The following is a 25,487-nucleotide window of genomic DNA, read 5'->3' on the forward strand; positions in this document are numbered from 1 at the left end:
GACAGTTCCTACTGTCGGCGTTAGCGTAGCGCGCGTCACTGCCGACGCGACCGAGGAGTTCCGCATGACCCAGCGAGAAACCGACTTCGACGTGCTCATCGTCGGTTCCGGGTTCGGTGGCAGCGTCACCGCGCTGCGCCTGGTCGAGAAGGGCTACCGGGTCGGCGTGCTCGAGGCCGGACAGCGCTTCGCCGACCACGAGCTGCCCAAGACCAGCTGGGACGTGCGCAAGTTCCTGTGGGCGCCCGCTCTGGGGTGCTACGGCATCCAGCGCATCCATCTGCTGCGCGACGTGCTCATCCTCGGCGGCGCGGGGGTCGGCGGCGGCTCGCTGAACTACGCCAACACCCTCTACGTGCCGCCGGAGCCGTTCTTCCGCGACCCGCAGTGGCGCGACATCACCGACTGGCGCGAGGAACTGACGCCGTACTACGAGCAGGCCCAGAAGATGCTCGGCGTGGTCCGCAACCCGCACATGACGCCCGCCGACGAGGTCTTCAAGAAGGTCGCCGACGACATGGGCTTCGGCGACACCTTCGTGCAGACCCCGGTCGGCGTGTTCTTCGGGGAGCCGGGAAAGACCGTGCCCGACCCCTACTTCGGGGGCGTCGGCCCCGAGCGCACCGGGTGTGTCGAGTGCGGTGACTGCATGGTCGGCTGCAAATACGGGGCCAAGAACACCCTGGTGAAGAACTACCTCTATCTCGCCGAGCAGGCGGGCGCACAGGTGGTGCCGATGACCACGGTCACCGCGATCCGCCCGCTCCCGGACGGCACCTGGGACGTGGAGACCAAGCGCACCGGCAAGCTGATCGGCAAGCAGCCCAAGACCTACACCGCGGGCCACGTGGTGCTGGCGGCAGGCACCCGCGGCACCCAGCAACTGCTGTTCGCCATGCGCGACAAGGGGGTGCTGCCCAAGCTCTCCGACCGCCTCGGCGTGCTGACCCGCACCAACTCCGAGTCCATCGTCGGCGCCGCCACCAAGACGCTGCAGCCCGGCCAGGACTTCACCAAGGGCGTGGCGATCACCTCCTCGATCCACCCCACCCCCGACACCCACATCGAACCGGTCCGGTACGGCAAGGGCTCCAACTTCATGGGCCTGCTCCAGACGCTGATGGTGGACGGTGGCGGCCGCATCCCGCGCTGGCTGAAATTCCTGCTGCTGGTGCTGCGCCGCCCGCTGGACCTGCTCAGCTTCCTGAGCACCAAGAACTGGAGCGAGCGCACCATCATCTCGCTGGTGATGCAGCACCTGGACAACTCCATCACCACCTACACCAAACGCGGCCTGTTCGGTCGCAAGATGACCTCGAAACAGGGCCACGGCCAACCGAATCCGACCTGGATCCCGGTGGGCAACCAGGTGACCCGCAAGGTCGCCGAGGAGATCGGCGGCATCGCGGGCGGCAGCTGGGGTGAGATCTTCAACATCCCGCTCACCGCGCACTTCCTCGGCGGCGCGGCGATCGGCGCCGACCCCGAGCACGGCGTCATCGACCCGTACCACCGCGTCTACGGCTACCCCACGCTGAGCGTGGTGGACGGTGCCGCGGTCTCGGCCAACCTGGGCGTCAACCCGTCACTCACCATCACCGCGCAGGCCGAGCGGGCCGCCGCCTACTGGCCGAACAAGGGCGAGCAGGACAAGCGCCCGCCGCAGGGCGAGGGCTACCGCCGGATCGACCCGGTGCCGCCGGTGCGCCCGGTGGTGCCCGCCGAGGCCCCCGCCGCCCTGGTGCTGCCGATCAGTCCGGTGCGCCGCACCGAGCAGGACACGCCCGCCGCGGGCTGACCCACCGCTCGCCACCCCACTTCGGCGAAACACCGCCGGGGTGGGCCGCGTGCTCGTATCTTGGCCCTAGCAGCAGATCGGAGTGGGACAGTGGCAGCAGAACAGATGGCCGCGGACTACGTCGTGGTCGGGACCGGGTCCGCGGGCGCGGTGGTCGCCCACCGGCTCAGCGAGGATTCCGGCACCCGTGTGGTGGCGCTCGAGGCGGGTCCGCCGGACAAGAACAAGTTCGCGCACATCCCGGCCGGATTCGCGAAACTGTTTCGCTCCGAACTGGACTGGGACTACCTGACCGAGCCGCAGCCCGCCCTGGACGGGCGCCGCATCTACTGGCCGCGCGGGCGGATGTTCGGCGGCTCCTCGTCGATGAACGCGATGATGTGGGTGCGTGGCTTCCGCGCCGACTACGACGAGTGGGCACTGCTGGCCGGGGACGAGTGGGGCTTCGCCGCCGCGGTGGAGCAGTACCGGCGCATCGAGAACGTCCAGGACGCGCAGTACCCCGACGAGGGCACCGGAGGGCCGATCCACGTCGAGCACCAGCGCAGCCCGCGCTCCTCGACCGCGGCGTTCCTGACCGCGGTGCAGGAGTCCGGCTTCCCGGTGGAGCCGCCGAACCGCCCGCAGCCCAAGGGTTTCAGCCAGACCATGGTCACCCAGCACGGCGGCAGGCGGTGGAGCACCGCCGACGCCTACCTGAAACCGGCCATGCGCCGACCGAACCTCACCGTGCTACCCGAGGCGCTCGCCACCCGGGTGCTGTTCGAGGGCACGCGGGCGGTCGGGGTCGAATACCGCCGCGGCACCGAGACATTCGTGGTGCGGGCGCGGCGCGAGGTGGTGCTGTGCGGCGGTGCGATCAACAGCCCGCAACTGCTGATGCTGTCCGGCGTCGGCGACGCCGATGAGCTGGCCCGGCACGGCATCCCCGTGGTCCGGCACGCACCCGAGGTCGGCGCGAACCTCCAGGACCACCTCGTCGCGGGCCTCGGTTACTCCGTCGAGGGCGATTCGCTCTTCGCCGCGGAGAAACCGAAGGAACTGCTGAACTACCTGTTGCGCCACCGCGGCATGCTCACCTCCAACGTCGGCGAGGCGTACGGGTTCGTGCGCAGCAGGCCCGACCTCGAGCAGCCGGATCTGGAGCTGGTGTACGCGCCCGCCCCCTTCTACTACGAGGGTCTGCTCGACCCGACCGAACACGGCGTCATCCTGGCCACGGTGTTGTTGCGCCCGGAGAGCCGCGGCCGCATCACCCTGGCCTCGGCCGACCCGACCGCCAAGCCGGTGATCGATCCGCGCTACCTGTCCGACAGCGACGGGGTGGACCGCGCGGCGATCCTGTCCGGCCTGCGCACCTGCGCCAGGATCGCCGAGGCGCCCGCCCTCAAGGCCGTGCTGGGCGATCTGATCTACCCGCCGAAGGCACCCGCCGACCTCGAAGCCGCCATCGAGCTGGCGCTCACCGGCTACTCGCACACCCTTTATCACCCGGTCGGCACCTGCCGCATGGGTACCGACCCGGTGAGCGTGGTCGATCCGCAGCTGCGGGTCCGCGGCGTGGCGGGGCTGCGGGTGGCGGACGCGTCGGTGATGCCGCTGCTGGTCCGCGGGCACACGCACGCGCCGAGCGTGTTCGTCGGCGAGCAGGCGGCCCGCTTCCTGCGGGCGGGCTGAGGACCGCCCGCGGCGGGGATCCTCGCGACCGACCCCTAGGACGCGACCAGCGTGACGCCGAGCGCGGCGACCGAGATCGCCAGGTAGGGCAGCGGGTAGCCGACATCGGCGAACACTCGCGCGCGCAGGACGGTGAGCACCGCGAGTGAGAAGTAGCCGACGAGCCCGATCGCGGCGGCCAGACCGACCGGAGCGACGACGAGCCCGGCCAGCAGCCCGAGCGCGCCGATCGCCTTGACGGCCGCCAGCGGGTACAGGGCCCGGTCCGGGATGCCGTAGGTGCGCATGTTGGCGCGCACCCATTCCGGGCGCACCAGGTCCACCCCCGCGGCGAAGGCGGCCGCGGCGGCGGCCAGTGCGGTGAGGACGACGTAGGCGACGTGCATGGGGACACCCTTCTGTCGAGGCCGACGAGCGGCTCTGCGATCGTGATGACGCGGGCGCGCACGCGCCCGTCATGAGGTCGACGGACGGGGGGCGGCGAAGGTGACCGTGGACGAGCCGCAGCAGCTGGCCGGGCGCTTCGAACGGCAGCGCGGGCGGCTGCTCGGCCTCGCCTACCGCATGCTCGGCGGGATGAGCGAGGCCGAGGACGCGGTCCAGGAGGCCTGGCTGCGGCTGTCCCGCGCCGACACCGCCGACGTGGTGAACCTGGACGCCTGGCTCACCACGGTGGTGTCCCGGATTTGCCTGGACATGCTGCGCACCCGGGGCGCGCGGCGCGAGGAACCCCTCGACGCGGCTACCGCACTGCTGCGGCCCGCCCCCGACCGCGCACCGGAAGAGGAAGCGGCACTGGTGGATTCCGTGGGCCGCGCGCTGCTGGTGGTCCTGGACCGGCTCGGCCCCGACGAGCGGGTCGCCTTCGTGCTGCACGATCTGTTCGCCGTGCCGTTCGAGCAGATCGCGCCGATCGTGGACCGCAGCGCGGCCACCACGAAGAAGCTGGCGAGCCGGGCCAGGGCGCGGGTGCGCGGCGAGCAGACCGCGGCCGACCCGGATCTCCCCCACCATCGCGCCGTGGTGCAGGCCTTCCTCGACGCCGCCCGCGGCGGTGACATCGCCGCGCTGCTGCGCGTCCTGGCGCCCGAGGTGGTGCGCACCGCCGATCCCGCCGCGCTGCCCGCCGGTGCGGCGCCGGTCGTCCGCGGCGCCGACGCCGTCGTGCGCGAGACGCTGCTGCTGCGCACCCGCGCCGCGGCCGCCGATCTGGCCCTGGTGGACGGCCGGGTGGGCATGGTCGTCGCCCCCGCGGGCCGGCTGCTGCTTGCCCTGCGGATCACCGTGGCCGACGGCCGGGTCGCCGGCTACGAGGTGGTGGCCGAGCCGGCCCGGCTGGCGCGGCTCTCCCTCGCGGTGCTCGACTGATTCGGGCGGCCCCGGCGCACGGAGCCGAAAACTACACGGCCGGAATGCGATCGAAGCCGAGCGGCGGTGTCGGGTGCGGGCCGGAGCGGCGGACCGGGCGGAAATCCGGCAGCGCGGTGAGCACGTCGACGTTGCGCGCCGCGTAGCAGCGGACCTGCGGCAACGCCCGCGACACCTCGGCGCGCTCGACCGGCTCGTCGTCGATGTAGGCGATGGTGTCCAGACTCAGGCCGAGGGTGCGCGCGATCCGCACGATCGACGCCGATTTCCGGCCCCAGCCGATCTCGAGGGCGGAGAACATCTCGTAGACGCCGTGGCGGTAGAGCCGCTCGAGGGTGAGCCCGCGGTCGCTGCGGCTGGCGGCGGCGTGCCAGATGCCGCGCTCGTTGAGGACCCGCAGCGTGCGCAGGGCGGCCGGTCTGGGCGCGGTGCTGGTGGCGTCGCAGACGACGCCGTCCCACAGCGTGTTGTCCAGTTCCCAGACAAGACATCTCAGAGCCGGTCGCATGCCTGCCCCTCATCGGTTCGTCACCACAGCAGCCGCGCCGATAATACCGTTCGCGCCACGACCCGCCACCCGAGCGGCATCGTCGACCGGGTGCTTTCCCGCTCCGGCCCAAGTCACGCCCGGCCCCGCCTGTGAGGTCGCCCATGAGTAACGGTCCCGGGGTGTGCGAAGCGTCTCATCCCGGATAGAGTCGAGCGCCGCGCCTCCGCACAGTGATATCGGCGGATCGGGCGCCACGGCGAGTTCGAAGGACAAGACGACACTATGAGCGGTACGCGAGAGAAGCTGGATCAGCTACTGGGGATCCTGGAACTCGCCGAGGAACCTGCCGGAGAAGCCGGCATCGCGAAACGCAAAGCCAAGGAGATACCGAGCGCTCGCGAGCGCGTGCGCATGCTGCTGGACAAGGGCACGTTCGTCGAGATCGGAAAACTGGTGCGCCAGCCGGGATCCGGCGACGCCATGTACGGCGACGGCGTGGTCACCGGCCGGGGCTACATCGACGGCAGGCCGGTGGTGGTGATCGCCCACGATCAGACCGTGCACGGCGGGTCGGTGGGCGAGATGTTCGGTCGCAAGGTGGCCGCGGCGATGGAGTTCGCCTACCAGAACGCCTGCCCGGTCATCGCCATCAACGACTCCGGCGGCGCCCGCATCCAGGATGCGGTCACCTCGCTGGCCTGGTACGCGCTGATGTGCCGTCGGCAGGAGGATCTGTCCGGCTACGTCCCGCAGATCGCCGTCATGCTCGGCAAGTGCGCCGCGGGCTCGGTGTACGGGCCGGTCAACATGGACGTGCTGGTCGCCACCGAGAAGTCCTACATGTTCGTCACCGGCCCCGAGGTGATCAAGGCGGTCACCGGGGAGACGGTCAGCGCGGAGGAACTCGGCGGCGCGGCGGTGCAGGCCGAGAACGGCACCGTGCACCACGTCGCGTCCACGGAGCAGGCCGCTTTCGACTGGGTGCGCGACTACCTGAGCTACCTGCCGTCGAGTTGCCTCGAGCAGCCGCCGGTGGTCAACCCGGGTCTCGAGCCCGAGATCACCGACCACGATCGCGAGCTGGACTCGATCATCCCGGACTCGGACAAGGTCGGCTACGACATGCACGAGATCCTGCTGCGCATCTTCGACGACGGTCAGCTGCACGAGATCGGCGCGGCCACCGCGGGCAACCTCATCACCGCCTTCGCCCGGGTGGACGGCCGCCCCATCGGGGTGATCGCCAATCAGCCGCAGGTGCTCGGCGGGGCGCTCGACGCGCAGTGCTCGGACAAGGCCACCCACTTCATCCGGCTCTGCGACGCCTTCGGCCTGCCGCTGGTGTTCGTGGTCGACACCCCCGGCGTGCTGCCCGGTATCGAGGAGGAGCGCAACGGCGTCATCAAGCGGGGCGGCCGGTTCTTCCGGGCGGTGATCGAGGCGACCGTGCCCATCGTCACCGTGGTGACCCGCAAGGCCTACGGCGGCGGTTACGCGGTGATGGGGTGCAAGCAGCTCGGCGCCGATGTCAGCTTCGCCTGGCCCACCGCCCGCATCGCGGTGATGGGCGCGGAGAGCATGGTCGGCATCATCGGCCGCAAGAAGCTCGCCGAGACGCCCGCCGACCAGCGCGAGGTCGTGCGGCAGCAGATGATCGATTTCTACAACGCCACCATGGCCACCCCGTGGATCGCGGCCGAGCGCGGCTACATCGACGCGGTGATCGAACCGTCCCAGACCCGGCTCGAGATCCGCAAGGCACTGCGGATGCTGCGCGACAAGAATCCGCGGCCGCGCCACAATCCGCGCAAGCACAGCCTTTTCCCGGTGTAAGCACGAATTTCCCGCGCGCGGGCGATTTCCGGTGGAATCGTGAATGATCACAGATTCCACCGGAAATCGCCCGTTTTCGCTTCCGCCATGGTCGACCGTGGCTCCCGATCCGTGGGATGACCTGCGGTTCTGTGCGATCCCACAAGTCCGTTCGCGGTCGGGTGAGGTGGGCAAACAAAGTGTGAACAGTGGTAACCGAAAACGCTTGACCAAGATCGAGCGCGAGGGTTACAAATGAAATCTCCGCCGACCCGAGCTGTTCGAACCGGCCGACGAGAATTGCACGCCAGTGGTTACCGATGTCCTCGATGTGACCGCGGATCTGCCCATCTCCCGCCAGGCGGTGTGGGATCTGCTCCGCGAACCGCAGACCTATCCTCGTGTCTTTCCCGGTGTGGGCGCCTGCGATCCCCTGGAATCGGTGGGCGGCCACACGATGCTGCGCCTGCGCGTCGGCACCGCCGCCGCGGGCATCCGCCTGCACACCGTCCAGCTCCGCGTCGGACGCTGGTACGAGAGCCTGGAGCTGGTGTGCCCGGCGCTGGGCAGCTTCGCGTCGGTGCGGCTGCTCGGCGACGAGCGCCGCACCCGCGTCACCGTGACACTCTTCGCGCCCGGCCGCATGCACCCGGCGATCGAGCGCTCCACCAACGCCGCCATCGCCGCCTGGACCGAACGCGGCCTGCGGCGCATCGCCGACCTGGTGCGCGGCACGCCGACCTCCACGGTGGTCAACGGCGAGAACTCCCCGGTCCGCCGGCGCGCCGAAGTGCTGCGCCAGATGGTCGGCACCGGTGTCGTGCCCACCACGCGACCCGACATCGGGCTCCGGCAGCTGCGCATGCTCTCCGAGTGGGGATTCAACATGGCGGGCGGGTACGCGGCGGGCGCGGTGTTCGACCCGGCCCGGACCGCCCTGGTCGACGAGCACGGCACCGCCACCTTCGCCGACGTGCACGAGCGGACCACCGCGATCGCGGGCGCGCTCGGCGAACTGGGCCTGCGCGCGGGCGACGCGGTCGGCCTGCTGGCCCGCAACCACCGTGGCATGGTCGAAACCATCGTGGCGGCCGGGAAACTCGGTGTCGACGTCGCGCTGCTCAACACGGGACTGCCCGCCCGTCGCATCGAGGAGGTGGTGCAGCGCGACAAGCTCACCGCGCTGTTCGTCGACGACGAGTTCGACCATCTGGTCCAGTACCTACACGCCGACCTGCCGCGCTACGCCACCGAGGCCACCGCGGTCCCGGGCCGGATCACCCTCGACGATCTGGCGGGCATGGGCCACACCCGGTTCCGCAAACCCACCCGGCCCGGCAAGCTGATCGTGCTCACCTCCGGCACCTCGGGCACCCCCAAGGGCGCGCGACGTCCGCATCCCAAGGGCTTCAGCACCGTCGCCGCGCTGCTCTCCCGCATCCCACTGGGCATGGACGAGACCATGCTCATCCCGGCGCCGTTGTTCCACACCTGGGGCCTGGCCGCGCTGCAACTGAGCACCGCGCTGCGCTCGACGGTGGTGCTGCCGCGGCACTTCGACGCCGAGCAGTGCCTGCGGCTCATCGCCGACCACCGGGTCAGCACGCTCATCGCCGTGCCGATCATGGTGCACCGCATCCTGGAACTGCCCGCACACGTGCGCGCCCGCTACGACACCTCCAGCCTGCGGGTGGTCGCCAGCTGCGGAGCGCCGCTGGCCGCGCACACGGTGCTCGGCTTCATGGACGCCTACGGCGAGATCCTCTACAACGTCTACGGCTCCACGGAGGTCTCCTGGGCCACCATCGCCGATCCGGCCGACCTGCTCGCCGCCCCCACGACCGCGGGCACACCCCCGCTGGGCACCAAGGTCGCCGTGCTCGGACCCGACCACCGCCCGGTGCCCGTCGGCGCCACCGGGCACGTGTTCGTGAGCAATCACATGCTCTTCGACGGCTACGTCAACTCCGCCCCGCCCGACGAGGCCGACGGCATGCTCGACACCGGCGATCTCGGCTATCTCGACGCCACCGGACGGCTGTTCATCGCGGGCCGCGACGACGAGATGATCATCTCCGGCGGGGAGAACGTCTTCCCCCGCCCCGTGGAGGAGGCGCTGGCCTACCTGCCGCAGGTGCGCGAGGTCGCGGTGGTCGGCGTGCCGGACCCGGAGTACGGCCAGCGGCTGGCGGCGTTCGTGGTGAAAAGGGAAGGCACCGGACTGGATTCGGACATGGTGCGCACCTACATCCGCAACCGGCTGAGTCGGTTCTCGGTGCCGCGCGACGTCACCTTCCTCAGCGCGCTTCCCCGCGGTGACACCGGCAAGATCCTCAAGCGCCTGCTCACCGGCGAGGCCGGAGGCGAGGATCTGCACCCGATCATCGGGACGATCGCCCCGAACCCCTGACCCACCCTCAGCGGCCCAGCGGCTCGTCCACGGTGGCGGGCTGGCGCAGCCGTAGCGCCTCTAGCAGGCCCTTGGTGTACTGCGGCGGCGACGCGTGCACCGAGAGCATGTTCGCGACCGCGCGATAGGCGGACAGGTCCGACTCCTTGTCCAGGTACAGCGCGCCGGTGAGCTGCTGGAGGTAGACGATGTCGGGCAGGTCGGCCTCGGTGAAGCGCAGCACGGTGAAGGCGCCGTCGGCGAGGGCCGGTCCGCCGACGTGGTCGGGCAGCACCTGCAGGGTGATGTTCGGTCGGTCCAGGGCCTCGAGCAGCCGATCGAGCTGGTCGCGCCACACGGCCGACCCGCCGATCGGCCTGCGTAGCGCGGCTTCCTCCACGATCAACCACACCTGCGGCGGGTCGGTCCGATCCAGGATGTGCTGCCTGCGCATGCGCAACGCGACGCGGCGCTCGATCGCGTCGGCGGGTTCGTCGGGGTGTGCCAGGGTCAGCAGGGCGCGCGCGTAGTCGGCGGTCTGCAACAGTTCCGGGACCGCCCGTGGCTCGTAGCAGCGAATCAGCCGCGCGCCCTGCTCCAGGCCGAGATAGGTGTCGAACCACTTGGGCAGCCAGTCCGAGTCGTGGTGCCACCAGCCCGAGGCATTGGCCTGCCTGGCCAGCGTGAGGAACTCCGCGCGCTCGGTCTCGTCCTCGACGCCGTAGAGCGTGAGCAGGTCGACCAGATCGCGTTCGCGAAAACCGGTGCGACCCAGCTCCAGCCGGCTGATCTTCGAGTGCGATCCGCGGATCGCCTCGCCGGCGTCCTCGCGCGAGATGCCGCGGCTCTCGCGCAGCCGCCGCAGCCTGCCGCCGAGAATCATACGAAGCACAGTCGGACCGCCTTCGGGAGCGGGTTGTCTTGCGGGCGGGGCAGATTCGGTGCCGGGAGCATGGCGTCGGCCGTCCGGGGAACGCATCCATAGAGTCTGCCATGCGCACAGCGCATGACTCCAGCACTAAAACGGAGTGTCTTCAGTGATATTCATCCGGGGTCGCCGCGGCGTCTAGGCTGGTTCACGACGCGGCCCCACGGCAGGGAAGGACGGCGGGTGACACTTCGGAGACCGGCGGGCAGGCGCGCGGCGGCGGTCCTGGCCCCGCTGGCGCTGGCCGCCCTCCTCACCGGTTGCGGCGACGACCAGCCCGCCGCCGCTCCCCCGGCCACCGCCACCACCCCGCGTCCGCCGACCACCGCCACACCGCCGCCGGTCGCCGCACTGCCGACGATCGATCCCTACGCGGACGTCCCGCTGATCGATCGGGTGGAGTGGACCGACACGGTCGACGGCGACCGGCTGCTGGTCGTGCCGACCCGGGCGGGCCGGGACACCACCTTCCCCGGCGCGGAGAACCGCGCCTGGGCCGAGATCGTCGCGCTCTCCCCGGCGGCCGACAGCCCCGGCATGCGCGACCAGTTCGTCTGCCACTGGCACTGGGCGCGGCTGGTGCAGCCGGACAAACCGAGCTGGAACCTGGAACCCTGGCGCCCGGCGGTCGGGTATCAGGAGACCGTGCGGGCCTCCTGCAATCCCGGCGGACCCGAGCGCTGACCCGAACCGGCGTCGACACGAGAGGACCGACATGGACGTGGTGATCGCAGGCGGACACGGCAAGATCGCGCTGCTGCTGGCCGAGCAGCTGACGGCGAACGGGCATCGGGTGCGCAGCCTGATCCGCAACCCCGAGCACACCGGTGACGTCGTGGCGACCGGCGCGGAGCCGGTGCTGCTCGACCTCGAACAGGCCGACGTCACCGCGGTGGCCGCCGCCCTCGCCGGCGCCGACGCGGCGGTCTTCGCGGCCGGCGCGGGACCGGGCAGCGGTGCGGCCCGCAAATACACCGTCGACCGGGACGGTTCGGTCCTGCTCGCGGAGGCGGCCCAGCGCGCCGGAGTGCGGCGCTTCGTGCAGATCTCGGCGATGGGCACCGGTGCGCCACCGGCACCGGGAACGGACGAGGTGTGGGCGGCCTATCTCGACGCCAAGACCCAGGCCGAAGACGATCTGCGGTCAAGGGATCTGGACTGGACGGTGCTGCGGCCGGGCCGCCTGGTCGACACGGTCTCCAGCGGTTCGGTCACGCTCAGCACCGGACGGGTGGGTCGCGACAGTATCGCTCGCGCGGACGTCGCCGCCGTCATCGCCGCGTTGCTGCCCGCAGCGAACACCGTGCACACCACACTCGAGCTGGTAGCGGGCGTCACACCGATTTCCGAGGCCGTCGCAGCAATCAGTAACTGAAAAATTGCTGAACTGATCTGCGCGGCAAGGAAATAAGTACCATCCACTCGGTTGGATTCAGCCCCGGGCACATCCATTGGATTCGTTTTCATCACGATTGCGTGTGCTTGCTCCCGTTCGGATGACAGAAGCGGTAGACCGGGAGTGCACGGCGAATCCGATCGAGCGGAAGGCCTCACGCACCGCGAGACGGATTCTTCACACACCGGTGAGTGCGGGCCCGGACCGCGCCCGCACCCGCCGGACGAAGCACCACCCCAGGCCCGACCGACCCGCCGGCACCCGATCCGACGGGCCACGAGCGGCGGAAACACCGCCGCGCGACGGGCAGCGCACGGTATCCGCACGGGGATGATCGGTGGCAGTCACCCATAGCGAACCACCCGGTCGGCACGACCGGTAGTACTGCCGGAATGCGAAAGTCATTCTCTGCGAATACAAATGGACCGTACAGATGTACTTGCATCTGCAAGACACACGGTCCTAGACTCTGAATCGCACAGCTCGACAAGGGGACAACCAGGGGCGGCCGTTACGGCGAATCGACGGGCAATGTCGCCATAAGTTAGCCGCCGCCGAAAGTCAGGGGCGTTCACATGAATCAACCACTCATTGGCGGCCACGTCGGCCTCGCCGAATCCGCTCTGGCCGTCCAGCCAGCGAACGGTAGAACCATGAGCACACCGTCGGCCCGGTCCGGGCAACGAACCACCAGCTATTCGCGGGAGACCGCCGTCGCCTTCGTCATCGACGCCGTCGAGTCCACCGGCGCCGCGACGCGGAACGACTTCGACATCGATCGGATCGTCAACACCGCCCACGACCTGGCGGACGACTGGGATCTGAACACCCTGCAGCCGGAGACCTTCTGGCGCATCGCGGCCACGTTCATCAAGCAGTGACGGCCGCGCGGTAGCTGCCGGTTCGCCTCCCGATCACCGTCCACTGGTCGGGTGGCGGTACCGCGGGCCACGACGACGAATGACGGCCTGCCCGGAGCGATCCGGGCAGGCCGTCATCCATTTCGCGACCGGGCGGTCGCTTCCGAACTGCTACAAGCCGGCGGCGAAGTTCTTCAACCAGTCCACCGACTTGTCGGGCGCCAGCGCCTGGACGCTCAGGCGGTCCATCACCGACCGGTACAGCGCCAAGTCCTGCGTACGATCCAGATACAGGGCACTGGTCAGGTGTTCGAGGTACACGACGTCGGGCAGTTCCGCCTCGGCGAAGCGCAGAATGCTGAACGACGCCCCCGCGGCGGCGTGCTCACCCGCCGAGTAGGGCAACACCTGCAAGGTGACGTTGGGCAGCGCGGCGAGTTCGATCAGGTGCTCGATCTGCGCCCGGTGCACCTGCACGCCGCCCACCGGCCGGTGCAGGGCCGCCTCGTCGAGGACGGCCCACACGATCGGCGGCTCCGGCCTGCGCAGGATCTCCTGCCTGCGCCTGCGGACGTCGACCCGGCGATCGGTGTCGGCGTCGTCGCTGCCCAACGCCAGCACGGCGCGGGCGTAATCGGGGGTCTGCAACAGGCCGGGCACGAGGTGTGCCTCGTAGGTACGGATCTTCCACGCGGCCTGTTCCAGACCGAGATACTGACCGAACCACTGGGGCAGCAGATCGCTGTAGCGATGCCACCACCCCGGCTCGTTGGCCCGGCGCGCGAGATCCAGGAACGATTCGCGCTCGGCGGGGTCGACCACGCCGTAGAGCGTCAGCAGATCCCGGATGTCGCGTTCCTTGAAGCCGGTGCGGCCCAACTCCAGACGACTGATCTTCGCGTGCGATCCGCGGATGGCGTCACCCGCCGCTTCCCGGGTGATGTTGCGGCTCTCCCGCAATTTCCTCAGCTGACCGCCGAGTGCGATCCGCAGTACGGTCGGACCACGTTCCGCGACAGCTTGTTGCACACGACCGTCGTCGTTGGGTTCTGCGATCATGGAGCTCGTCTCCGCTACTCGAGGGCGCATTCCCGTCCGCACGGGAGGCGCCACTGCGCCACCAGCATCCAGGGGGTCCCGGCACCACCAGTGTGGCACATCCGTCGCCGGTCACAAAGACCACCGGCACACCTGTGGCGTCGCGGGAATCGGCGCACCGCTCGACGACGGAGACGATCCGGCGCCGCCCGGGCTCTCAGTTGGTCAGATCGTCGAACTCCCCGGCTTTCGCGCCGCGAACGAACGCATCGATCTCGGGCCGGGTGTAGAAGATGACTGCTCCTTGGGGGTCGCGCGAGTTCCGCATGGCCACAAGACCGTTGGTCGCCTCGGCGAGTTCGACGCAGTTGCCGCCGCTCGGGCCGCTGAACGAGCTCTTCCGCCAGGCACCGGTGATGCGGTGCGCGATCGTCTCCGACATGTCCACTCCTCGTTTGCGCAGTGTGAGTGATTCGTACGAGTCGGTTTTGCAGATGCACGCTCAAACGTTCTTGCATTTGCACCGACGCGTGGACGATAGCACGAAGTTCACCGCGGGGGGCGTTGTGCGCCAAGGATTTTCGGACCTACTGGTCGGCTTTGTTACGCGTGTCGAGAACTGTCCGAATACGCCGAGTTCAGGTCCCTCATCTCGGCGGCCGACCGGCCTTGAATCTTGTACTGTCACAGTGCAACAACGGATGTACCGACCGTTCGCGCGGGGAGGTCGCGCACGGCGGTACCGCCATCACGAAGAACCGCTCGCCTGAGGAGTCGCACGCAATGCCCGATGACCACGCCCCGTTGATCCGGACCGACATCCCGCACTCGGCGCGCATCTGGAACTACTGGATGGGCGGCAAGGACTACTACGAAATCGACAGGGTCGCCGGCGACGCGGGCATCGAGGTCGACCCCGACATCACCACCATGGCGGTGCAGTCACGGCAGTTCCTCATCCGCGCCGTGCGGTTCCTGGCCAGCGAGATCGGCATCCGCCAGTTCCTCGACATCGGCACCGGCCTGCCCACCATGCAGAACACCCACGAGGTGGCCCAGAGCGTCGCGCCGGAGTCCAAGGTCGTCTACGTCGACAACGATCCGCTGGTGCTCACCCACGCCAGGGCGCTGCTGACCAGCACCACCCCCGAGGGCGTGACGACCTACGTCGACTGCGACTTCCACGACCCCGAGCAGATCATCGCCGACGCCCGCAACGTGCTCAATCTGAACGAGCCAGTCGGCGTGATGTTCATGGGCGTGCTCGGCCACGCCAAGACCTACGACGAACTGCGCCGCATCGTGGACACCGTGCTCGCGGCGGTGCCCTCGGGCAGCTACCTGGTCATGTGGGACGGCACCGACGACAGTGCCGAGTACGTCGCCCTGTGCAAGAACTACGCCGAAACCGGTGGCGTGCCCTATGTTCCGCGGCCGCAGGAGCAGATTCGCGCGGTGTTCGACGGATTGGAGATGGTGGAACCGGGGTTCGTCTCCATCACGCAGTGGCGGCCCGACGCCACCCAGGTGGGCGAGATCCGGCCGATCTCGGCCTACGGCGCGGTCGCGCGCAAGCCCTGACGCCGACGCGGCATCACGAGCCAAACCCCCTGCGGCACAACGGCGGCCGTCGTCCTGCGCGGACGGCGGCCGCCGTTTACAAACCGCCCGGCACCCTTACAGATGTACTTGCATCTGTAAGCGACACGGCCGTAAACTCGCCGCAAGACATATCGGGGAGGTCCGCCGGAATTTCCGTTCGGCGCCGGATCATCGCCTCCCCATCGCCAGAAGCGAGGGGCGGTCGAAATGCACCAACCATTCCGAACTCCCTACCCGGCGGGCATCGCTGCGGGGATAGCCGAACCACCACGCTCCCCCGCCGAGACCTGGCGTGCTCGGGTGTACACCGATGTGGCATCGGCCGATTGCAGCGTCGAGCCGGGCGGGCTCACCTATCGCCGCGCCCGCGAGATCCTGCTCGTTCACGAGGTCCACGGACCGCAGTGCCGGCAGTGGCTGGCCGCCGCGGCCTACCTGTCGGCCGGACTCGACGACGAGTGACCGAAGCGGCACGCCCTAGAGCTCACCAGCGCAGCACCGGTTTGACGATCGTCCCCGCGCGCTGATCCGCGAGCGCCGTCTCGATCTCCGCGCTCGGATAGACGCTCACCAGCCGATCCAACGGCAACCGGCCCGAGCGGTACAACTCCAGTAGCCGGGGCACGAATTCGGTGGGCACCGAGTCCCCCTCCAGGCAACCCCGGATGCTCTTGCCGTGCACCACGATGTCCCGCATGTCCAGCGGCGGTGCGCCGGTCCCGAGGCCGACCGCCGCGACGGTGCCACCCACCCCGAGCGCGCGGACCGCGTCGGCCAGTACGGTGGGAATGCCGGTGGCCTCCAGCGCGTGGTCGGCCCCTCGCCCGGTCAGTTCGCGCACCCGGGCGGTGGTGTCGCCGTCGGCGGGGTCGAGTGCCGCGGTCGCGCCCAGTTCGAGCGCCAGGGCGCGACGTTGCGCCGAGGTCTCCACGACGACCGTCCGCACCCCGTCGAGCGTGCGGGCCGCCAGCAGCGCGGCCAAGCCCACCGCGCCCGCGCCGTACACCACCAGCCAGGAATCCGCTTCCGGCCGAAGCAGATTCAGCACGGCACCGGCGCCGGTCTGGAAGCCGCAACCCAGCGGGGCGGCCACGACCGGATCGACCGACGGGTCGATGACGACGGTGTTGTCGGCGGTGGCGAGCGCATAGCCGGCCAGGCTCGATTGACCGAAGAACCCGTCGAGGACCGGTGCGCCGTCGACGGTCACCCGCGGCGTACCGTCCGCCCTCCGCCCGAACGTGTTGAGAGCGGTGGCTTTTCGGCAGTATGCCGGGCGGCCGGTGGCGCAGTTGCGGCAGGCGCCGCAGTGCCGGAACGTCAGGACCACGTGGTCGCCGGGGCGCACCGCCGTGACCGCGCCGCCGACCTCCTCGACCACCCCTGCGCCCTCATGGCCGAGCAGCACCGGTCGATCGGCGGCGCCGGCGGCCCTGCTGACCAGATCGGTGTGGCAGATGCCCGAGGCGAGCACGCGAACCAGGATCTCGTCCGGACGCGGGGCGTCCAGGCACACCTGTTCGAGCTGGAACGGGCCGCGCGGATCCCGCGACAGCGCCGCCGTGGTCGTGCGCATCACGAATCCCGCTCCAGCAGGAAGTAGAAGTGCTCACCGCGGCTGAGCACCAGCTCGGGCCTGCCGTTCATGATGCCCATGAGGGTGTTCTCGTCGAGCCACTTGAAATGGTCGAAGACGGCGCGGCCGTCGTAGACCATGGTCGCGGTGACCTCGCCGCGGAACTCGATGTTCCACAACGTCGCCTCACCCTGGCCGAGTTCCACATTGGAGAACAGGCTGCCGTCCTCGGCGCGGCAGATGAGCGGCTTGGCATCGTCGAGCGCCAGGAAGTGCTTGCCGTACCAGCGGCTGGCGGGCAGCGCCCGGCACAGCGGATGACCGGTCGGGAAGGCATCGCCGCGCCAGTTGCCGAGGATGTCCTCGGCCCGCGCGGTCGGCAGCTGCGCCCACAGCCGGTCCAGGTCGCGGGGCGAGACGCCCTCGTGCTGCTCGCGCAGTTGCCGCCAGTCGATCTGTTCGCTCATCACAGTCCTCGCCTCCGCCGGTGCCGAACCACCCGGTTCGCGGATCGACCTTATATCCGAACCAAACGGTTCGGCAAGATAGGATCGTCGGCATGCGTGCAGCTGGAGAGGCCACCCGGGAGCGGATACTCGCGGCGGCGAAGGCCGAGTTCGCCGAGTTCGGCGTCGCCGGTGCGCGGATCAATCGCATCGCCACGGCCGCCCGCGCCAGCAAGGACCGGCTCTACGCCTACTTCCCCGGCAAGGACGAGTTGTACGCGGCCGTCACCGAACGCTGGACGGCACAGACCACCGCGGAGACGGCGCTGGCGGCCGACGACCTGCCCGGCTACGTCGGGCGGTTGTTCGATCATTTCGTGGCCAACCCCGACAATGCCCGGTTGCAGGCGTGGGCCGATCTGGAACCGACGACGCACGCGGCCGTCGCCACGGTGCTGAAGGCGGCGATCGCCCCGAAGCTGGCCGAGATCCGGCGCGGCCAGGCCGCGGGCACGGTGACCACCGAGTTCCATCCGGCCGCCTTGCTGCGCATCCTCACCGATCTGGCGCGCACGTCGGCCACCCACGCGATCCAGGCCACGTCCGGGCCGAGCCGGGCGGCGCAGCGCGAGGCGATCGTGCTGGCCGCGCGCCGCCTCGTCGAGCCTCGCCCCTGATCGGAAACCTTGGGGTGCGGCGTCTTTCAGCGACCGGGCGCGTCCCCGTACACGATCAGCCAGATCGCCCGGCCCAGCGCCGCGGCCAGGGCATCGTCGCCGACCGCCGAGTTCGACGCGAACGCGGTCGCGATGGCGCGTTCCACCATCGCGGTCAACACCAGTGCCGTCGCGGCGCTGTCCACCGCGGGGTCGATTCGACCGGCCGCTTTCTCGGCGTCCAGGCGCTCGCGCACGATCGCCACGAACGCGGCGACGCGGCCGCGCCAGTAGCGGCCGACCGCCCGGTCGTAGGCGGCCACCTCGCTCAGGGCCAGCAGCAGGTAGCGGTGTTCGCGGAACCCGGCGATCATCGCCGCGATGGCCGCGACGACACCGGCCGGTTCCTCGGTGTGCTCGGCACGCCACCAGTTCTCGGCGGCCTCGAACAGGTCGGTGGTCGCCAGTTCGGCCATCCGGACCAGTAGCTCGCTCTTGTCCGGGAAGTAGCGGTAGAAGGTCGAGCGCGCCGCGCCCGAGGCCGCGGCGATCTTCTGCACGGCGATCTCGGTGTAGGGGGTGCCGTCGGCGAGCAGGTCCTCGACGGCGGCCAGCACGCGCCGCTCGAATTCGGCGCGGCGCTCGTCGTCCGGCTTGCGCGCGCTCCTGGGCACCCGGGTCAGCGACGGCATCCGGCACCCGTCCTCGCGGCGCGCGAGAGCCGTTCGGGTCGGCGGCGTGGCTGCATGTCGACCATTGTGCCCGCATCCGCACAGTCGTTGACAATCCCGCGCCGGGCCCGGACCATCAATCGGACAGTGTGTCCGAGACTTAGTGACCGAGGTGGTCGGAATGAGCGGTACCCCCGCCACGGGCGTCGAGGAAACCGAGGTCGTCGTCGTCGGGGCGCGCTGTGCCGGATCGGCCGCGGCCACCGCCTTCGCCCGGGCGGGCCGGGCGGTCGTGCTGCTCGACGCGGCCCGCTTTCCCTCCGACACGCTGTCCACCCACCTGCTGTGGCCCGCGGGCGTGGCCGAACTCCGGCGGCTCGGCGCGCTGGACCGGGTGCTGGCGCTCGGCGCCCCGCCCCTGCGCACCGCCTTCGCCGCGGGCGCCGGGCTGGCGGTGCGGTCGAGGTTCGAGCCGGTCGACGGGATCGACTACGCGCTGTGCGTGCGGCGCACCGGCTTGGACGCGGCACTGGTGGCGACCGCCACGGCGGCGGGGGCGCAGCTGCGCGAGGGGGCCCGCGTCGCGGAACTGGTCTGGGAGCGCGGGCGCTGCGTGGGTGTCCGCTACGCCGAGGGGAACGGTCTCCGGGAGCTGCGGGCGGCGCTGGTGGTGGGAGCGGACGGGCGGCGCAGCACGGTCGCCCGGCTGGCCTGCGCGGGCGAGCCCTGGCTGGCGCGGGCGAGCGGACGCGACTGCTTCTACGCCTACTGGCGCGATGTCCACCATGATCGCCGCGCGATCGCCGCCCAATGGCGCGAGGGCACCGACCTGGGCACGGCGTTCCCGTGCGACGACGGCCTGCTGTTGAGCCTCGTGCAGCCCGCCGCGAGCACCGAGCGGCTCGGACCGGGCACCGCCGAACGGCGTTATACCGCGGCGATCGCGCGGATTCCGGGTCTGGCGGCGCGGCTGGCGGGCTGCGAGCGGGTGGGGCGGGTGCGCTCGGCGACCGGACTGGTCTCCTATTTCCGCCGGTCGGCCGGTCCGGGCTGGGCGTTGCCGGGCGACGCAGGCCATTTCAAGGATCCCGTCACCGCACAAGGCATCCGGGACGCGCTGCGGTACGGCCGCCTGCTCGGCGAGCAGGCGGCGCCGATGCTCGACGACACCCACGCACTCGACGCGGCGGTGACCGCCTGGGAACGCGAGCGCGTGGCCGAGTGCCTGGAGATCTTCCAGTGGACGAACCGGCTCGCCCGCGGCACCGCCATGAACTCCCTCGAGACCGAGCTGTACCGGGCGGCACAGGCCGACCCCGCGCTGGCTTCGGCGGTGACCGCGATCTTCTCGCGGACCCGGCGCCCCACCGACATTCTCGGTCCCGCACGCGGCGCCGCCCTCACGGTCTCGGCGCTGCGCCGGGCGTTTCCCGGCATCGGTCCGGTGCTCGGCGATCTCGCCGCCGAGGCCCGCGACGCGGTCGCCGACTGGTGGCAGGCGCGGGCGCTGGCACACCACCGGTTCGGCGCGCAGTCGTCCGCCCTCGCGGCGGCCACCCCTCCCTCCGCCGTCTGCTCAGGAGATCGACATGGATGACAAGCGACCGGGCATCGTGAACCGCCGCGACGTGCTCCGCGGGGCGCTGGCCGCGGGTCTCGGCCTCGCCGCCACCGCACCAGCGGCCGCGGCGCAGCGACGCCGAACGCCGTGGTTGCGCACCGGCGGCGGGCGCAGCGTCGCGATCTTCGGCGGCGGCGTGGCGGGACTGTCGGCCGCCCACGAACTCGTCGAACGCGGTTACCAGGTGACCGTGTACGAGCCCGCTCATCTCGGCGGCAAGGCGCGCAGCATGGCGGTGCCGGGGACCGCCCGCGACGGGCGGCTCGATCTGCCCGGCGAGCACGGATTCCGGTTCTTCCCCGGCTGTTACCAGAACATCCCCGAGATGATGCGGCGCATCCCGTTCCCGGGGAACCCGAACGGTGTGGCGGACAATCTGATTCGCGTCGAGGGCACGGTGGCCGGCTTCCGGGGCAGGCCGCCGATCTTCGTTCCGGTGGAGGTCGGCGCGATCGATCAGCTGACGCCGCAGCGGTTACAGAACACGGTGGTGGGCGGGCTGAGTTTCATTCCCGAACTGCCGCCCGACGAGCTGGCCTTCTTCGGCAGGCAGATGATGATGTGGTTCACCTCCTGCGATGCCCGCCGCTTCGGGCAGTGGGAGCACATGACCTGGGCGCAGGCGCTCCGGGCCGAGGGCAAGTCCGCGGCCTACCGCGAGTACCTGGTCAGCGCGCTGACCAGGATCACCGTGGCGGCCAAGCCGCACATGAGTTCCGCGCGCACCATCGGCACGATCGGCGAGGCGCTGGTACTGGCAGGCACCGGGCTGATCAAGGAGTATTCCGGCGGGATCGACCGCATCCTGAACCGGCCGACCAACGAGGCATGGATCGACCCGTGGGTCGACCATCTGCGTGCGAGCGGGGTGCGTTTCGTGCTCGGCCGGGCGGCGAGCGCGCTGGAGCTGGCCGAGGGGCAGATCGCTGCGGTGCGGCTGAGCGGTGGCGAGCGGGTGACCGCGGACTGGTACGTCTGCGCGATGCCGGTGGAGCGGACGGTACCGCTGCTGAGCAACGCCGTGCTCGACGCCGACCCGAGCCTGGCGGGCATGCGTGAGCTGGTGGTGGACTGGATGGTCGGCATCCAGTACTACCTGCGCACACCGACCGACATCCCGGAGGGCCACATCGCCGCGCTCGGCTCGCCGTGGGCGTTGACCGCACTGCGGCAGGCGCCGATGTGGGTGGGCGATTTCGCCGCCCGCTACGGCGACGGCACGGTCCGCGAGTGCCTGTCCGTCGACATCTCCGACTGGGACACCCCCGGCATCCTCTACGGCCGAACCGCCAAGGAATGCTCCGCCGAGGAGATCGCCGCCGAAGTGTGGGCGCAGCTGAAGGAATGGCTCAACACCGCCACCGGCTGGCTGCGCGACGAGGACGTGCACTCCTGGCATCTCGATCCGGGCATCACCTGGGGCCGCGGCGGTATCGAGAACGCGACCCCGCTGCTGGTCAACACGGTCGGCTCGTACGCGAACCGGCCGGAGGCGCGCTGCGCGATCCCCAACCTGTTCTTCGGCGGCGACCACGTGCGCAACCACATCGATCTGGCGACGATGGAGGGCGCCAACGAGTCCGGGCGCGCCGCGGCGAACGCGATCATGGACGCCGCCGACGACCCCGGCCCGCGGGCGCCGATCTTCCCGCTCGTGCGGGTGCCGGTGTTCGAGGCGGCCAAGGCGATCGACGCCGACCGGTATCGGGCCGGGCTGCCGCACGTGCTCGACGTCTGACATCGCCTCCGGTTCAGCCCGGTGTCGCGGCGAGTGAGCCGAGTTCCCGGATCGCGGCGCAGCTGCGCCGGACCATGGCGGCGAACATGGCGTCGCCGCGCTCGCTCGGCGTACCGTAGGCCGCCCCGAACACGGCGACCAGCGGACCCTGCGGCATCGCGAAGACGTAGTCGCGCCGGCATTGCCCGAGGGTGTATCCGGTGACGCCGAGCTCGCACAACGCCCGCCAGTACTGTTCGACGAGCGCGTCCTCGTGGCGTGCCCGGTCGGCGGGGTCGAGCGCGGTACCGACGAAATAGGCCAGATCCCGTGCGGGCAGGCCCAATCCGAGGGTCTGCCAGTCGACGGCGGTGACGGTGCCGCCGCCGCGGGTGTCGAACAGCAGGTTGTCGAGCCGGTAGTCGCCGTGGACGAGCGCGAATCGCTCCGGGCGGGCCACCAGCCAGTCCGCCGACCCGGCGGCGCAGGCCCGCAGCGTGTCGGCATCGGCGGGGTCCAGCCGGTCGCCGAGGCGCGCGAGGAAGGTGTCGAGCGCCGGGCCGTAGAGGTCGGCCAGCATCGCCGCCTCGCCGGGCCCGGTGAGCGACAGGCCCGGTTCGTCGAGCAGCGTGGGGTCGCACCAGCGCGGCGCGTGCAGTCCGGCGAGATTCCGGACGGCGGCGGCGGCCTCCGGGTAGCCGCAGCCGGCGATCTGGTCGCCCGGCGTGGCCGGGGCCAGATCCTCGAGCAGGAGGGTGAACTCGGCGCCGTCGCCCCGGCTGACGGCGTGATGACACCGCGGCACCCGCACCGCCACCGTCGCCGCCAGACGGGTGTAGAACGCGACCTCCTGCCGGTAGGGGCCGGCGAGCATGGCGCGGGTACCGGGGTCGGCGGCGGGCAGCTTGGCCAGCACGCGTTCGGGCACGCCTGCGCCGTCGAGGTGGACACGGTACACGGCGCCGATCTGGCCGGTGCCGACCGGTTCGACGCGGGCGGCCCGCACCGGGCGGCCGAGCGCGCGACCGAGCCACTCCGGGGTGAGTTCCGCTGCGGTGCAGGCCGGTTCGAGGTCCGCGGCGGTGACGTCGGCGCTCACGCTGTGGTGCTTCCCGGATCGGCGAGCAGCCCGGCGAACCGCGCCGGGTCGCGGCGGCGCTCCCAGGCTGCCGGCACGGGCGCGAGGTCGGCGGGGGTGGAGCACCCGAGTTCGGGGAAGCGTGGTACGGCACTCATCGGCGGGCCCGCCGCCCGATCATGTGCTCGAGGTCGCCGAGTTCCCAGGGGGGATCGGCGTGGTGGTCGCGGTAGCCGAGAACGGCCGGCGTGGGCCGCTCGAACCGGCCGACGAATCCGCCCGCGGCGACGAAGACCTGCCCGGTGACATCGGCGGCGCGGTCCCCGGCGAGGAACAGGTACAGCCGCGCGGCGTACTCGGCGGGCGGCGCGTCGAGCGCGCCGTGCGCGGACACCTCGTCGAGCAGCCCGCGCCGGTGCAGCTCCCGGATCTTCGCCTCGTAGCCCGGCCCGCTGGACAGGCGGGTCTTCGCGCCCGGGCACACGACGTTCGCGCGGACGCCGTGCTCCTTCAGCTCCGCCGCGACGGCCAGCGTCAGACTGGTGACCGCGCCCTTGCCCGCCGCGTATCCGGTCCCGCCGTAGTCGCCGAGGTAGGCGAAGGAACCGGTGGTGACGATCGACCCGCGACCCTGGGCGACCATGTGCGGCGCCACCGCCCGGCAGGTGGCGAACGCCGTACCCAGGTGCGCCTCCAGCAGTGCATTCCATTGCGGCTCGGTGACATTCAGGATCGACGAGCCGTCCGGCTCGGGCACGCCGGCGCAGTTCACCAGCACGTCGACCGCGCCGAACTCGGCGCGGCAGGTGGCGACGGCCTGCTGCGCCACCGCCTCGTGCGCCGCCGACCCCGGCACCCCGACCACCCTGCCGCCCTGCCGCGCGCGGGCGCCGAGGTGCGCGACCGCGGCGTCGACCGCGGCGCTGTCGCGCCCGTTCACGACCACCCCCGCGCCCTCGGCTGCCAGGGCCTCGGCGACGGCGCGGCCGATGCCGCTGGTCGCGCCGACGACCACCGCACCGCGGCCACGCATCGATCCATGTCCGCTCATGCTCGGATTCGCTCACTTTCGTCGTGCCACCGGCGGGTATACCGGCGGTCAGCGCCTGCCCACGCCGGGCAGGCCGGCGAAGATGATCTCGAAGACGCGGGGCGGGTCGTCGAGCCACCGGATGCCCGTCGAGGGCGTGAAGGGCGCGCCTTCGCTGGTGTCGGTGACGACGTAGTCGGCGTGCGAGCCGGGCACCCGATCGGTGATGCCCGCGCAGCTCGGCCCGCCGGTCGCGTTCACCTTCGGCAGGTCCTCGGGATAGCTGTAGGGCTCACCACCCAGCATGAAGTTGGTGTTGAAGGCCGCGCCCGGCTGGTTGCCGCCGAAGATCGCCTCACCCTGGGGCAGCACCGACGCCACGCCGGTGACGATGCAGTAGAAGACCGGGTTGTACCGGTTCAGCAATCCGGTGGTGGGGGCCAGCAGGCCGAGCGACTCGGCCAGCCGCCCCTCGTTCGCCGCGAGCACCGTGCCCGCCGTCTGCGCGAGCCCGGTCACGTTCATGAGCACCTCGTCGAACTCGGCGGCGTGCTCGGTGAGCGTCGTGGCGGTGCCGGTCGCGTTGTCGACGGTGTGCAGCAACTCGGGCGCGGTATCGGCGTAGAGGTGCCCGACCTGGGCGGTGGCCGCCATGTCCGCGCGGAGCGCGGGCAGCGTCGGATTCATCTCGCGCAGGTAGGCGTCGGCGCGAGCGAGCAGGTCACCGAGCGTTTCGCCGCGGCCGTGCAACGCCTGCCCGATCGCGGACAGGGTGGCGTTGAGCTCGGCGGGATCGATCCGGGACAGGATGGTCGACAGCCGTTGGAACAGGGTGTTGAACTCGACGGTCACCGATTCGCCGCGCACCAGCGCCCCCGCGCGCAGCGGCCGGTCCGACGGCTGCGGCGGCGCGACGAACTTGACGTATTTGGCACCGAAGACCGTGGTGGAACGGATGTCGACCAGGGCGTTCTCCGGCACCATGCGCATCAGCTCGGGATCGAGGGCGAGCGTCAGCCGCACCCGGCCCGCGGCCGGTTCGATCGCGGCCACCCGGCCGATCTCCACGCCCCGCATGCGCACCTTGGCGTCGGGGTCGAGCACCAGGCCGCTCCGCGGCGCGTCGACGGTGACGACCGCGGTGGACTGGAACCGGCCGGTGAACATGGCCAGCGCCAGCAGCATGACGGCGAGGAGAACCGTCACCATCGCCAGGCCGGCGACCTTGAGCCGCAGTAGCGACCAGGCGGTGCGCAGCAGTACGTATCGCTCGTGGCTGTCGGATTGTCCTGCGTCCACTTCTCACCTCTCGCGAGAGGGCCGGGTGCGCGGGG

At 70.8% G+C, this 25,487-nt stretch carries 25 protein-coding genes; 13 read left to right on the forward strand and 12 right to left on the reverse strand.

Annotation, left to right across the window (positions count from 1 at the left end; translation table 11 throughout):
- The first annotated feature begins 64 nt into the window (after nucleotides 1-64).
- A complete protein-coding gene (locus tag AMO33_RS07235; protein ID WP_060591473.1) occupies nucleotides 65-1,798 on the forward strand; it encodes a GMC oxidoreductase in 1,734 nt (577 codons plus the stop codon).
- Nucleotides 1,799-1,903: 105 nt separating this feature from the next.
- Complete coding sequence (locus tag AMO33_RS07240; protein WP_060591475.1) at nucleotides 1,904-3,475, forward strand: GMC family oxidoreductase; 1,572 nt, start codon at nucleotides 1,904-1,906, stop codon at nucleotides 3,473-3,475.
- 35 nt (nucleotides 3,476-3,510) lie between these two features.
- Here the strand turns inward: AMO33_RS07240 and AMO33_RS07245 are convergent, their stop codons facing one another.
- Nucleotides 3,511-3,861, reverse strand: coding sequence for a DoxX family protein (locus AMO33_RS07245; protein ID WP_041560117.1), 351 nt, complete (start codon nucleotides 3,859-3,861; stop codon nucleotides 3,511-3,513).
- Between the two features lie 106 nt (nucleotides 3,862-3,967).
- Between AMO33_RS07245 and AMO33_RS07250 the strand changes: the two genes are divergently transcribed.
- On the forward strand, nucleotides 3,968-4,843 hold the full coding sequence (locus AMO33_RS07250) for a sigma-70 family RNA polymerase sigma factor (RefSeq protein WP_060593350.1): 876 nt from the start codon (nucleotides 3,968-3,970) through the stop codon (nucleotides 4,841-4,843).
- 31 nt (nucleotides 4,844-4,874) lie between these two features.
- Here AMO33_RS07250 and AMO33_RS07255 read toward each other — a convergent pair whose 3' ends face one another.
- Nucleotides 4,875-5,351: an HAD-IIIC family phosphatase gene (locus AMO33_RS07255; protein WP_011209141.1), complete on the reverse strand. Its 477-nt coding sequence runs from the start codon at nucleotides 5,349-5,351 to the stop codon at nucleotides 4,875-4,877.
- A gap of 264 nt (nucleotides 5,352-5,615) precedes the next feature.
- On the opposite strand from AMO33_RS07255, the gene AMO33_RS07260 reads away from it, so the two are divergent.
- Together AMO33_RS07260 and AMO33_RS07265 are read left to right on the forward strand one after the other, a co-directional pair.
- Entirely contained in the window at nucleotides 5,616-7,166 is a 1,551-nt protein-coding gene (locus tag AMO33_RS07260; protein WP_060591478.1) for an acyl-CoA carboxylase subunit beta, read from the forward strand.
- A gap of 289 nt (nucleotides 7,167-7,455) precedes the next feature.
- Nucleotides 7,456-9,555: an acyl-CoA synthetase gene (locus AMO33_RS07265; protein ID WP_060591481.1), complete on the forward strand. Its 2,100-nt coding sequence runs from the start codon at nucleotides 7,456-7,458 to the stop codon at nucleotides 9,553-9,555.
- Between the two features lie 7 nt (nucleotides 9,556-9,562).
- Here AMO33_RS07265 and AMO33_RS07270 read toward each other — a convergent pair whose 3' ends face one another.
- A complete protein-coding gene (locus tag AMO33_RS07270; RefSeq protein ID WP_060591485.1) occupies nucleotides 9,563-10,417 on the reverse strand; it encodes a helix-turn-helix domain-containing protein in 855 nt (284 codons plus the stop codon).
- A gap of 228 nt (nucleotides 10,418-10,645) precedes the next feature.
- On the opposite strand from AMO33_RS07270, the gene AMO33_RS07275 reads away from it, so the two are divergent.
- From AMO33_RS07275 to AMO33_RS07285, 3 genes are all read left to right on the forward strand, one after another.
- Nucleotides 10,646-11,146: a DUF2599 domain-containing protein gene (locus tag AMO33_RS07275; protein ID WP_060591488.1), complete on the forward strand. Its 501-nt coding sequence runs from the start codon at nucleotides 10,646-10,648 to the stop codon at nucleotides 11,144-11,146.
- A 31-nt stretch (nucleotides 11,147-11,177) separates the two neighbouring features.
- Nucleotides 11,178-11,837 (forward strand): NAD(P)H-binding protein, encoded by a 660-nt coding sequence (locus tag AMO33_RS07280; RefSeq protein WP_060591491.1) that lies wholly within the window; start codon nucleotides 11,178-11,180, stop codon nucleotides 11,835-11,837.
- Nucleotides 11,838-12,511: 674 nt separating this feature from the next.
- Nucleotides 12,512-12,739: a hypothetical protein gene (locus AMO33_RS07285; protein WP_041560115.1), complete on the forward strand. Its 228-nt coding sequence runs from the start codon at nucleotides 12,512-12,514 to the stop codon at nucleotides 12,737-12,739.
- Between the two features lie 150 nt (nucleotides 12,740-12,889).
- On the opposite strand, the gene AMO33_RS07290 is transcribed toward AMO33_RS07285, so the two are convergent.
- Nucleotides 12,890-13,777 (reverse strand): helix-turn-helix domain-containing protein, encoded by an 888-nt coding sequence (locus AMO33_RS07290; protein ID WP_041560114.1) that lies wholly within the window; start codon nucleotides 13,775-13,777, stop codon nucleotides 12,890-12,892.
- A 196-nt stretch (nucleotides 13,778-13,973) separates the two neighbouring features.
- Nucleotides 13,974-14,198: a DUF397 domain-containing protein gene (locus AMO33_RS07295; protein WP_060593351.1), complete on the reverse strand. Its 225-nt coding sequence runs from the start codon at nucleotides 14,196-14,198 to the stop codon at nucleotides 13,974-13,976.
- Between the two features lie 341 nt (nucleotides 14,199-14,539).
- Here AMO33_RS07295 and AMO33_RS07300 point away from each other — a divergent pair, with 341 nt between their 5' ends.
- Nucleotides 14,540-15,337: an SAM-dependent methyltransferase gene (locus tag AMO33_RS07300; protein WP_011209132.1), complete on the forward strand. Its 798-nt coding sequence runs from the start codon at nucleotides 14,540-14,542 to the stop codon at nucleotides 15,335-15,337.
- A gap of 321 nt (nucleotides 15,338-15,658) precedes the next feature.
- A complete protein-coding gene (locus AMO33_RS31365; RefSeq protein WP_011209131.1) occupies nucleotides 15,659-15,820 on the forward strand; it encodes a hypothetical protein in 162 nt (53 codons plus the stop codon).
- Nucleotides 15,821-15,842: 22 nt separating this feature from the next.
- Here the strand turns inward: AMO33_RS31365 and AMO33_RS07305 are convergent, their stop codons facing one another.
- Both AMO33_RS07305 and AMO33_RS07310 read right to left on the reverse strand, forming a co-directional pair.
- A complete protein-coding gene (locus AMO33_RS07305; RefSeq protein WP_060593352.1) occupies nucleotides 15,843-16,934 on the reverse strand; it encodes an NAD(P)-dependent alcohol dehydrogenase in 1,092 nt (363 codons plus the stop codon).
- On the reverse strand, nucleotides 16,934-17,401 hold the full coding sequence (locus AMO33_RS07310) for a DUF4334 domain-containing protein (RefSeq protein WP_011209129.1): 468 nt from the start codon (nucleotides 17,399-17,401) through the stop codon (nucleotides 16,934-16,936). The genes AMO33_RS07305 and AMO33_RS07310 overlap by 1 nt, the downstream gene beginning before the upstream one ends.
- Nucleotides 17,402-17,493: 92 nt before the next feature.
- Here AMO33_RS07310 and AMO33_RS07315 point away from each other — a divergent pair, with 92 nt between their 5' ends.
- Complete coding sequence (locus AMO33_RS07315; RefSeq protein WP_060591494.1) at nucleotides 17,494-18,057, forward strand: TetR family transcriptional regulator; 564 nt, start codon at nucleotides 17,494-17,496, stop codon at nucleotides 18,055-18,057.
- Nucleotides 18,058-18,083: 26 nt separating this feature from the next.
- Here AMO33_RS07315 and AMO33_RS07320 read toward each other — a convergent pair whose 3' ends face one another.
- Entirely contained in the window at nucleotides 18,084-18,728 is a 645-nt protein-coding gene (locus AMO33_RS07320; protein WP_011209127.1) for a TetR/AcrR family transcriptional regulator, read from the reverse strand.
- Between the two features lie 160 nt (nucleotides 18,729-18,888).
- Here AMO33_RS07320 and AMO33_RS07325 point away from each other — a divergent pair, with 160 nt between their 5' ends.
- The gene (locus tag AMO33_RS07325; protein WP_060593353.1) at nucleotides 18,889-20,304 is read left to right on the forward strand and encodes an NAD(P)/FAD-dependent oxidoreductase; all 1,416 of its coding nucleotides are present in this window, start codon (nucleotides 18,889-18,891) and stop codon (nucleotides 20,302-20,304) included.
- Nucleotides 20,297-22,066 carry a hydroxysqualene dehydroxylase gene (locus AMO33_RS07330; protein WP_060591497.1) on the forward strand — a complete coding sequence of 590 codons (1,770 nt, stop codon included), beginning with the start codon at nucleotides 20,297-20,299 and terminating at the stop codon, nucleotides 22,064-22,066. Before AMO33_RS07325 ends, AMO33_RS07330 begins: the two co-directional genes overlap by 8 nt.
- A gap of 13 nt (nucleotides 22,067-22,079) precedes the next feature.
- Here AMO33_RS07330 and AMO33_RS07335 read toward each other — a convergent pair whose 3' ends face one another.
- Genes AMO33_RS07335 through AMO33_RS07345 form a run of 4 tightly spaced genes read right to left on the reverse strand, consistent with a single transcriptional unit; the run spans nucleotide 22,080 to nucleotide 25,452 of the window.
- The gene (locus AMO33_RS07335; protein ID WP_060591499.1) at nucleotides 22,080-23,144 is read right to left on the reverse strand and encodes a phosphotransferase family protein; all 1,065 of its coding nucleotides are present in this window, start codon (nucleotides 23,142-23,144) and stop codon (nucleotides 22,080-22,082) included.
- Nucleotides 23,141-23,281 (reverse strand): hypothetical protein, encoded by a 141-nt coding sequence (locus AMO33_RS31370; RefSeq protein ID WP_159005586.1) that lies wholly within the window; start codon nucleotides 23,279-23,281, stop codon nucleotides 23,141-23,143. The genes AMO33_RS07335 and AMO33_RS31370 overlap by 4 nt, the downstream gene beginning before the upstream one ends.
- A complete protein-coding gene (locus AMO33_RS07340; RefSeq protein WP_076573467.1) occupies nucleotides 23,278-24,174 on the reverse strand; it encodes an SDR family NAD(P)-dependent oxidoreductase in 897 nt (298 codons plus the stop codon). The genes AMO33_RS31370 and AMO33_RS07340 overlap by 4 nt, the downstream gene beginning before the upstream one ends.
- 48 nt (nucleotides 24,175-24,222) lie before the next feature.
- Entirely contained in the window at nucleotides 24,223-25,452 is a 1,230-nt protein-coding gene (locus AMO33_RS07345; protein WP_082668609.1) for an MCE family protein, read from the reverse strand.
- Nucleotides 25,453-25,487: the final 35 nt, after the last annotated feature.

The sequence above is a fragment of the Nocardia farcinica genome (assembly GCF_001182745.1).
Taxonomy (GTDB): Bacteria; Actinomycetota; Actinomycetes; order Mycobacteriales; family Mycobacteriaceae; genus Nocardia; species Nocardia farcinica.

Excerpts from the sequence above, each read along its gene's own strand:
- AMO33_RS07235 (WP_060591473.1), top strand. The coding sequence starts at position 65 with ATGACCCAGCGAGAAACCGACTTCGACGTGCTCATCGTCGGTTCCGGG.
- AMO33_RS07240 (WP_060591475.1), top strand. The coding sequence starts at position 1,904 with ATGGCCGCGGACTACGTCGTGGTCGGGACCGGGTCCGCGGGCGCGGTG.
- AMO33_RS07245 (WP_041560117.1), bottom strand. The coding sequence starts at position 3,861 with ATGCACGTCGCCTACGTCGTCCTCACCGCACTGGCCGCCGCCGCGGCC.
- AMO33_RS07255 (WP_011209141.1), bottom strand. The coding sequence starts at position 5,351 with ATGCGACCGGCTCTGAGATGTCTTGTCTGGGAACTGGACAACACGCTG.
- AMO33_RS07260 (WP_060591478.1), top strand. The coding sequence starts at position 5,616 with ATGAGCGGTACGCGAGAGAAGCTGGATCAGCTACTGGGGATCCTGGAA.
- AMO33_RS07270 (WP_060591485.1), bottom strand. The coding sequence starts at position 10,417 with ATGATTCTCGGCGGCAGGCTGCGGCGGCTGCGCGAGAGCCGCGGCATC.
- AMO33_RS07280 (WP_060591491.1), top strand. The coding sequence starts at position 11,178 with ATGGACGTGGTGATCGCAGGCGGACACGGCAAGATCGCGCTGCTGCTG.
- AMO33_RS07285 (WP_041560115.1), top strand. The coding sequence starts at position 12,512 with ATGAGCACACCGTCGGCCCGGTCCGGGCAACGAACCACCAGCTATTCG.
- AMO33_RS07290 (WP_041560114.1), bottom strand. The coding sequence starts at position 13,777 with ATGATCGCAGAACCCAACGACGACGGTCGTGTGCAACAAGCTGTCGCG.
- AMO33_RS07295 (WP_060593351.1), bottom strand. The coding sequence starts at position 14,198 with ATGTCGGAGACGATCGCGCACCGCATCACCGGTGCCTGGCGGAAGAGC.
- AMO33_RS07300 (WP_011209132.1), top strand. The coding sequence starts at position 14,540 with ATGCCCGATGACCACGCCCCGTTGATCCGGACCGACATCCCGCACTCG.
- AMO33_RS07305 (WP_060593352.1), bottom strand. The coding sequence starts at position 16,934 with ATGCGCACGACCACGGCGGCGCTGTCGCGGGATCCGCGCGGCCCGTTC.
- AMO33_RS07310 (WP_011209129.1), bottom strand. The coding sequence starts at position 17,401 with ATGAGCGAACAGATCGACTGGCGGCAACTGCGCGAGCAGCACGAGGGC.
- AMO33_RS07315 (WP_060591494.1), top strand. The coding sequence starts at position 17,494 with ATGCGTGCAGCTGGAGAGGCCACCCGGGAGCGGATACTCGCGGCGGCG.
- AMO33_RS07320 (WP_011209127.1), bottom strand. The coding sequence starts at position 18,728 with ATGCCGTCGCTGACCCGGGTGCCCAGGAGCGCGCGCAAGCCGGACGAC.
- AMO33_RS07325 (WP_060593353.1), top strand. The coding sequence starts at position 18,889 with ATGAGCGGTACCCCCGCCACGGGCGTCGAGGAAACCGAGGTCGTCGTC.
- AMO33_RS07330 (WP_060591497.1), top strand. The coding sequence starts at position 20,297 with ATGGATGACAAGCGACCGGGCATCGTGAACCGCCGCGACGTGCTCCGC.
- AMO33_RS31370 (WP_159005586.1), bottom strand. The coding sequence starts at position 23,281 with ATGAGTGCCGTACCACGCTTCCCCGAACTCGGGTGCTCCACCCCCGCC.
- AMO33_RS07340 (WP_076573467.1), bottom strand. The coding sequence starts at position 24,174 with ATGAGCGGACATGGATCGATGCGTGGCCGCGGTGCGGTGGTCGTCGGC.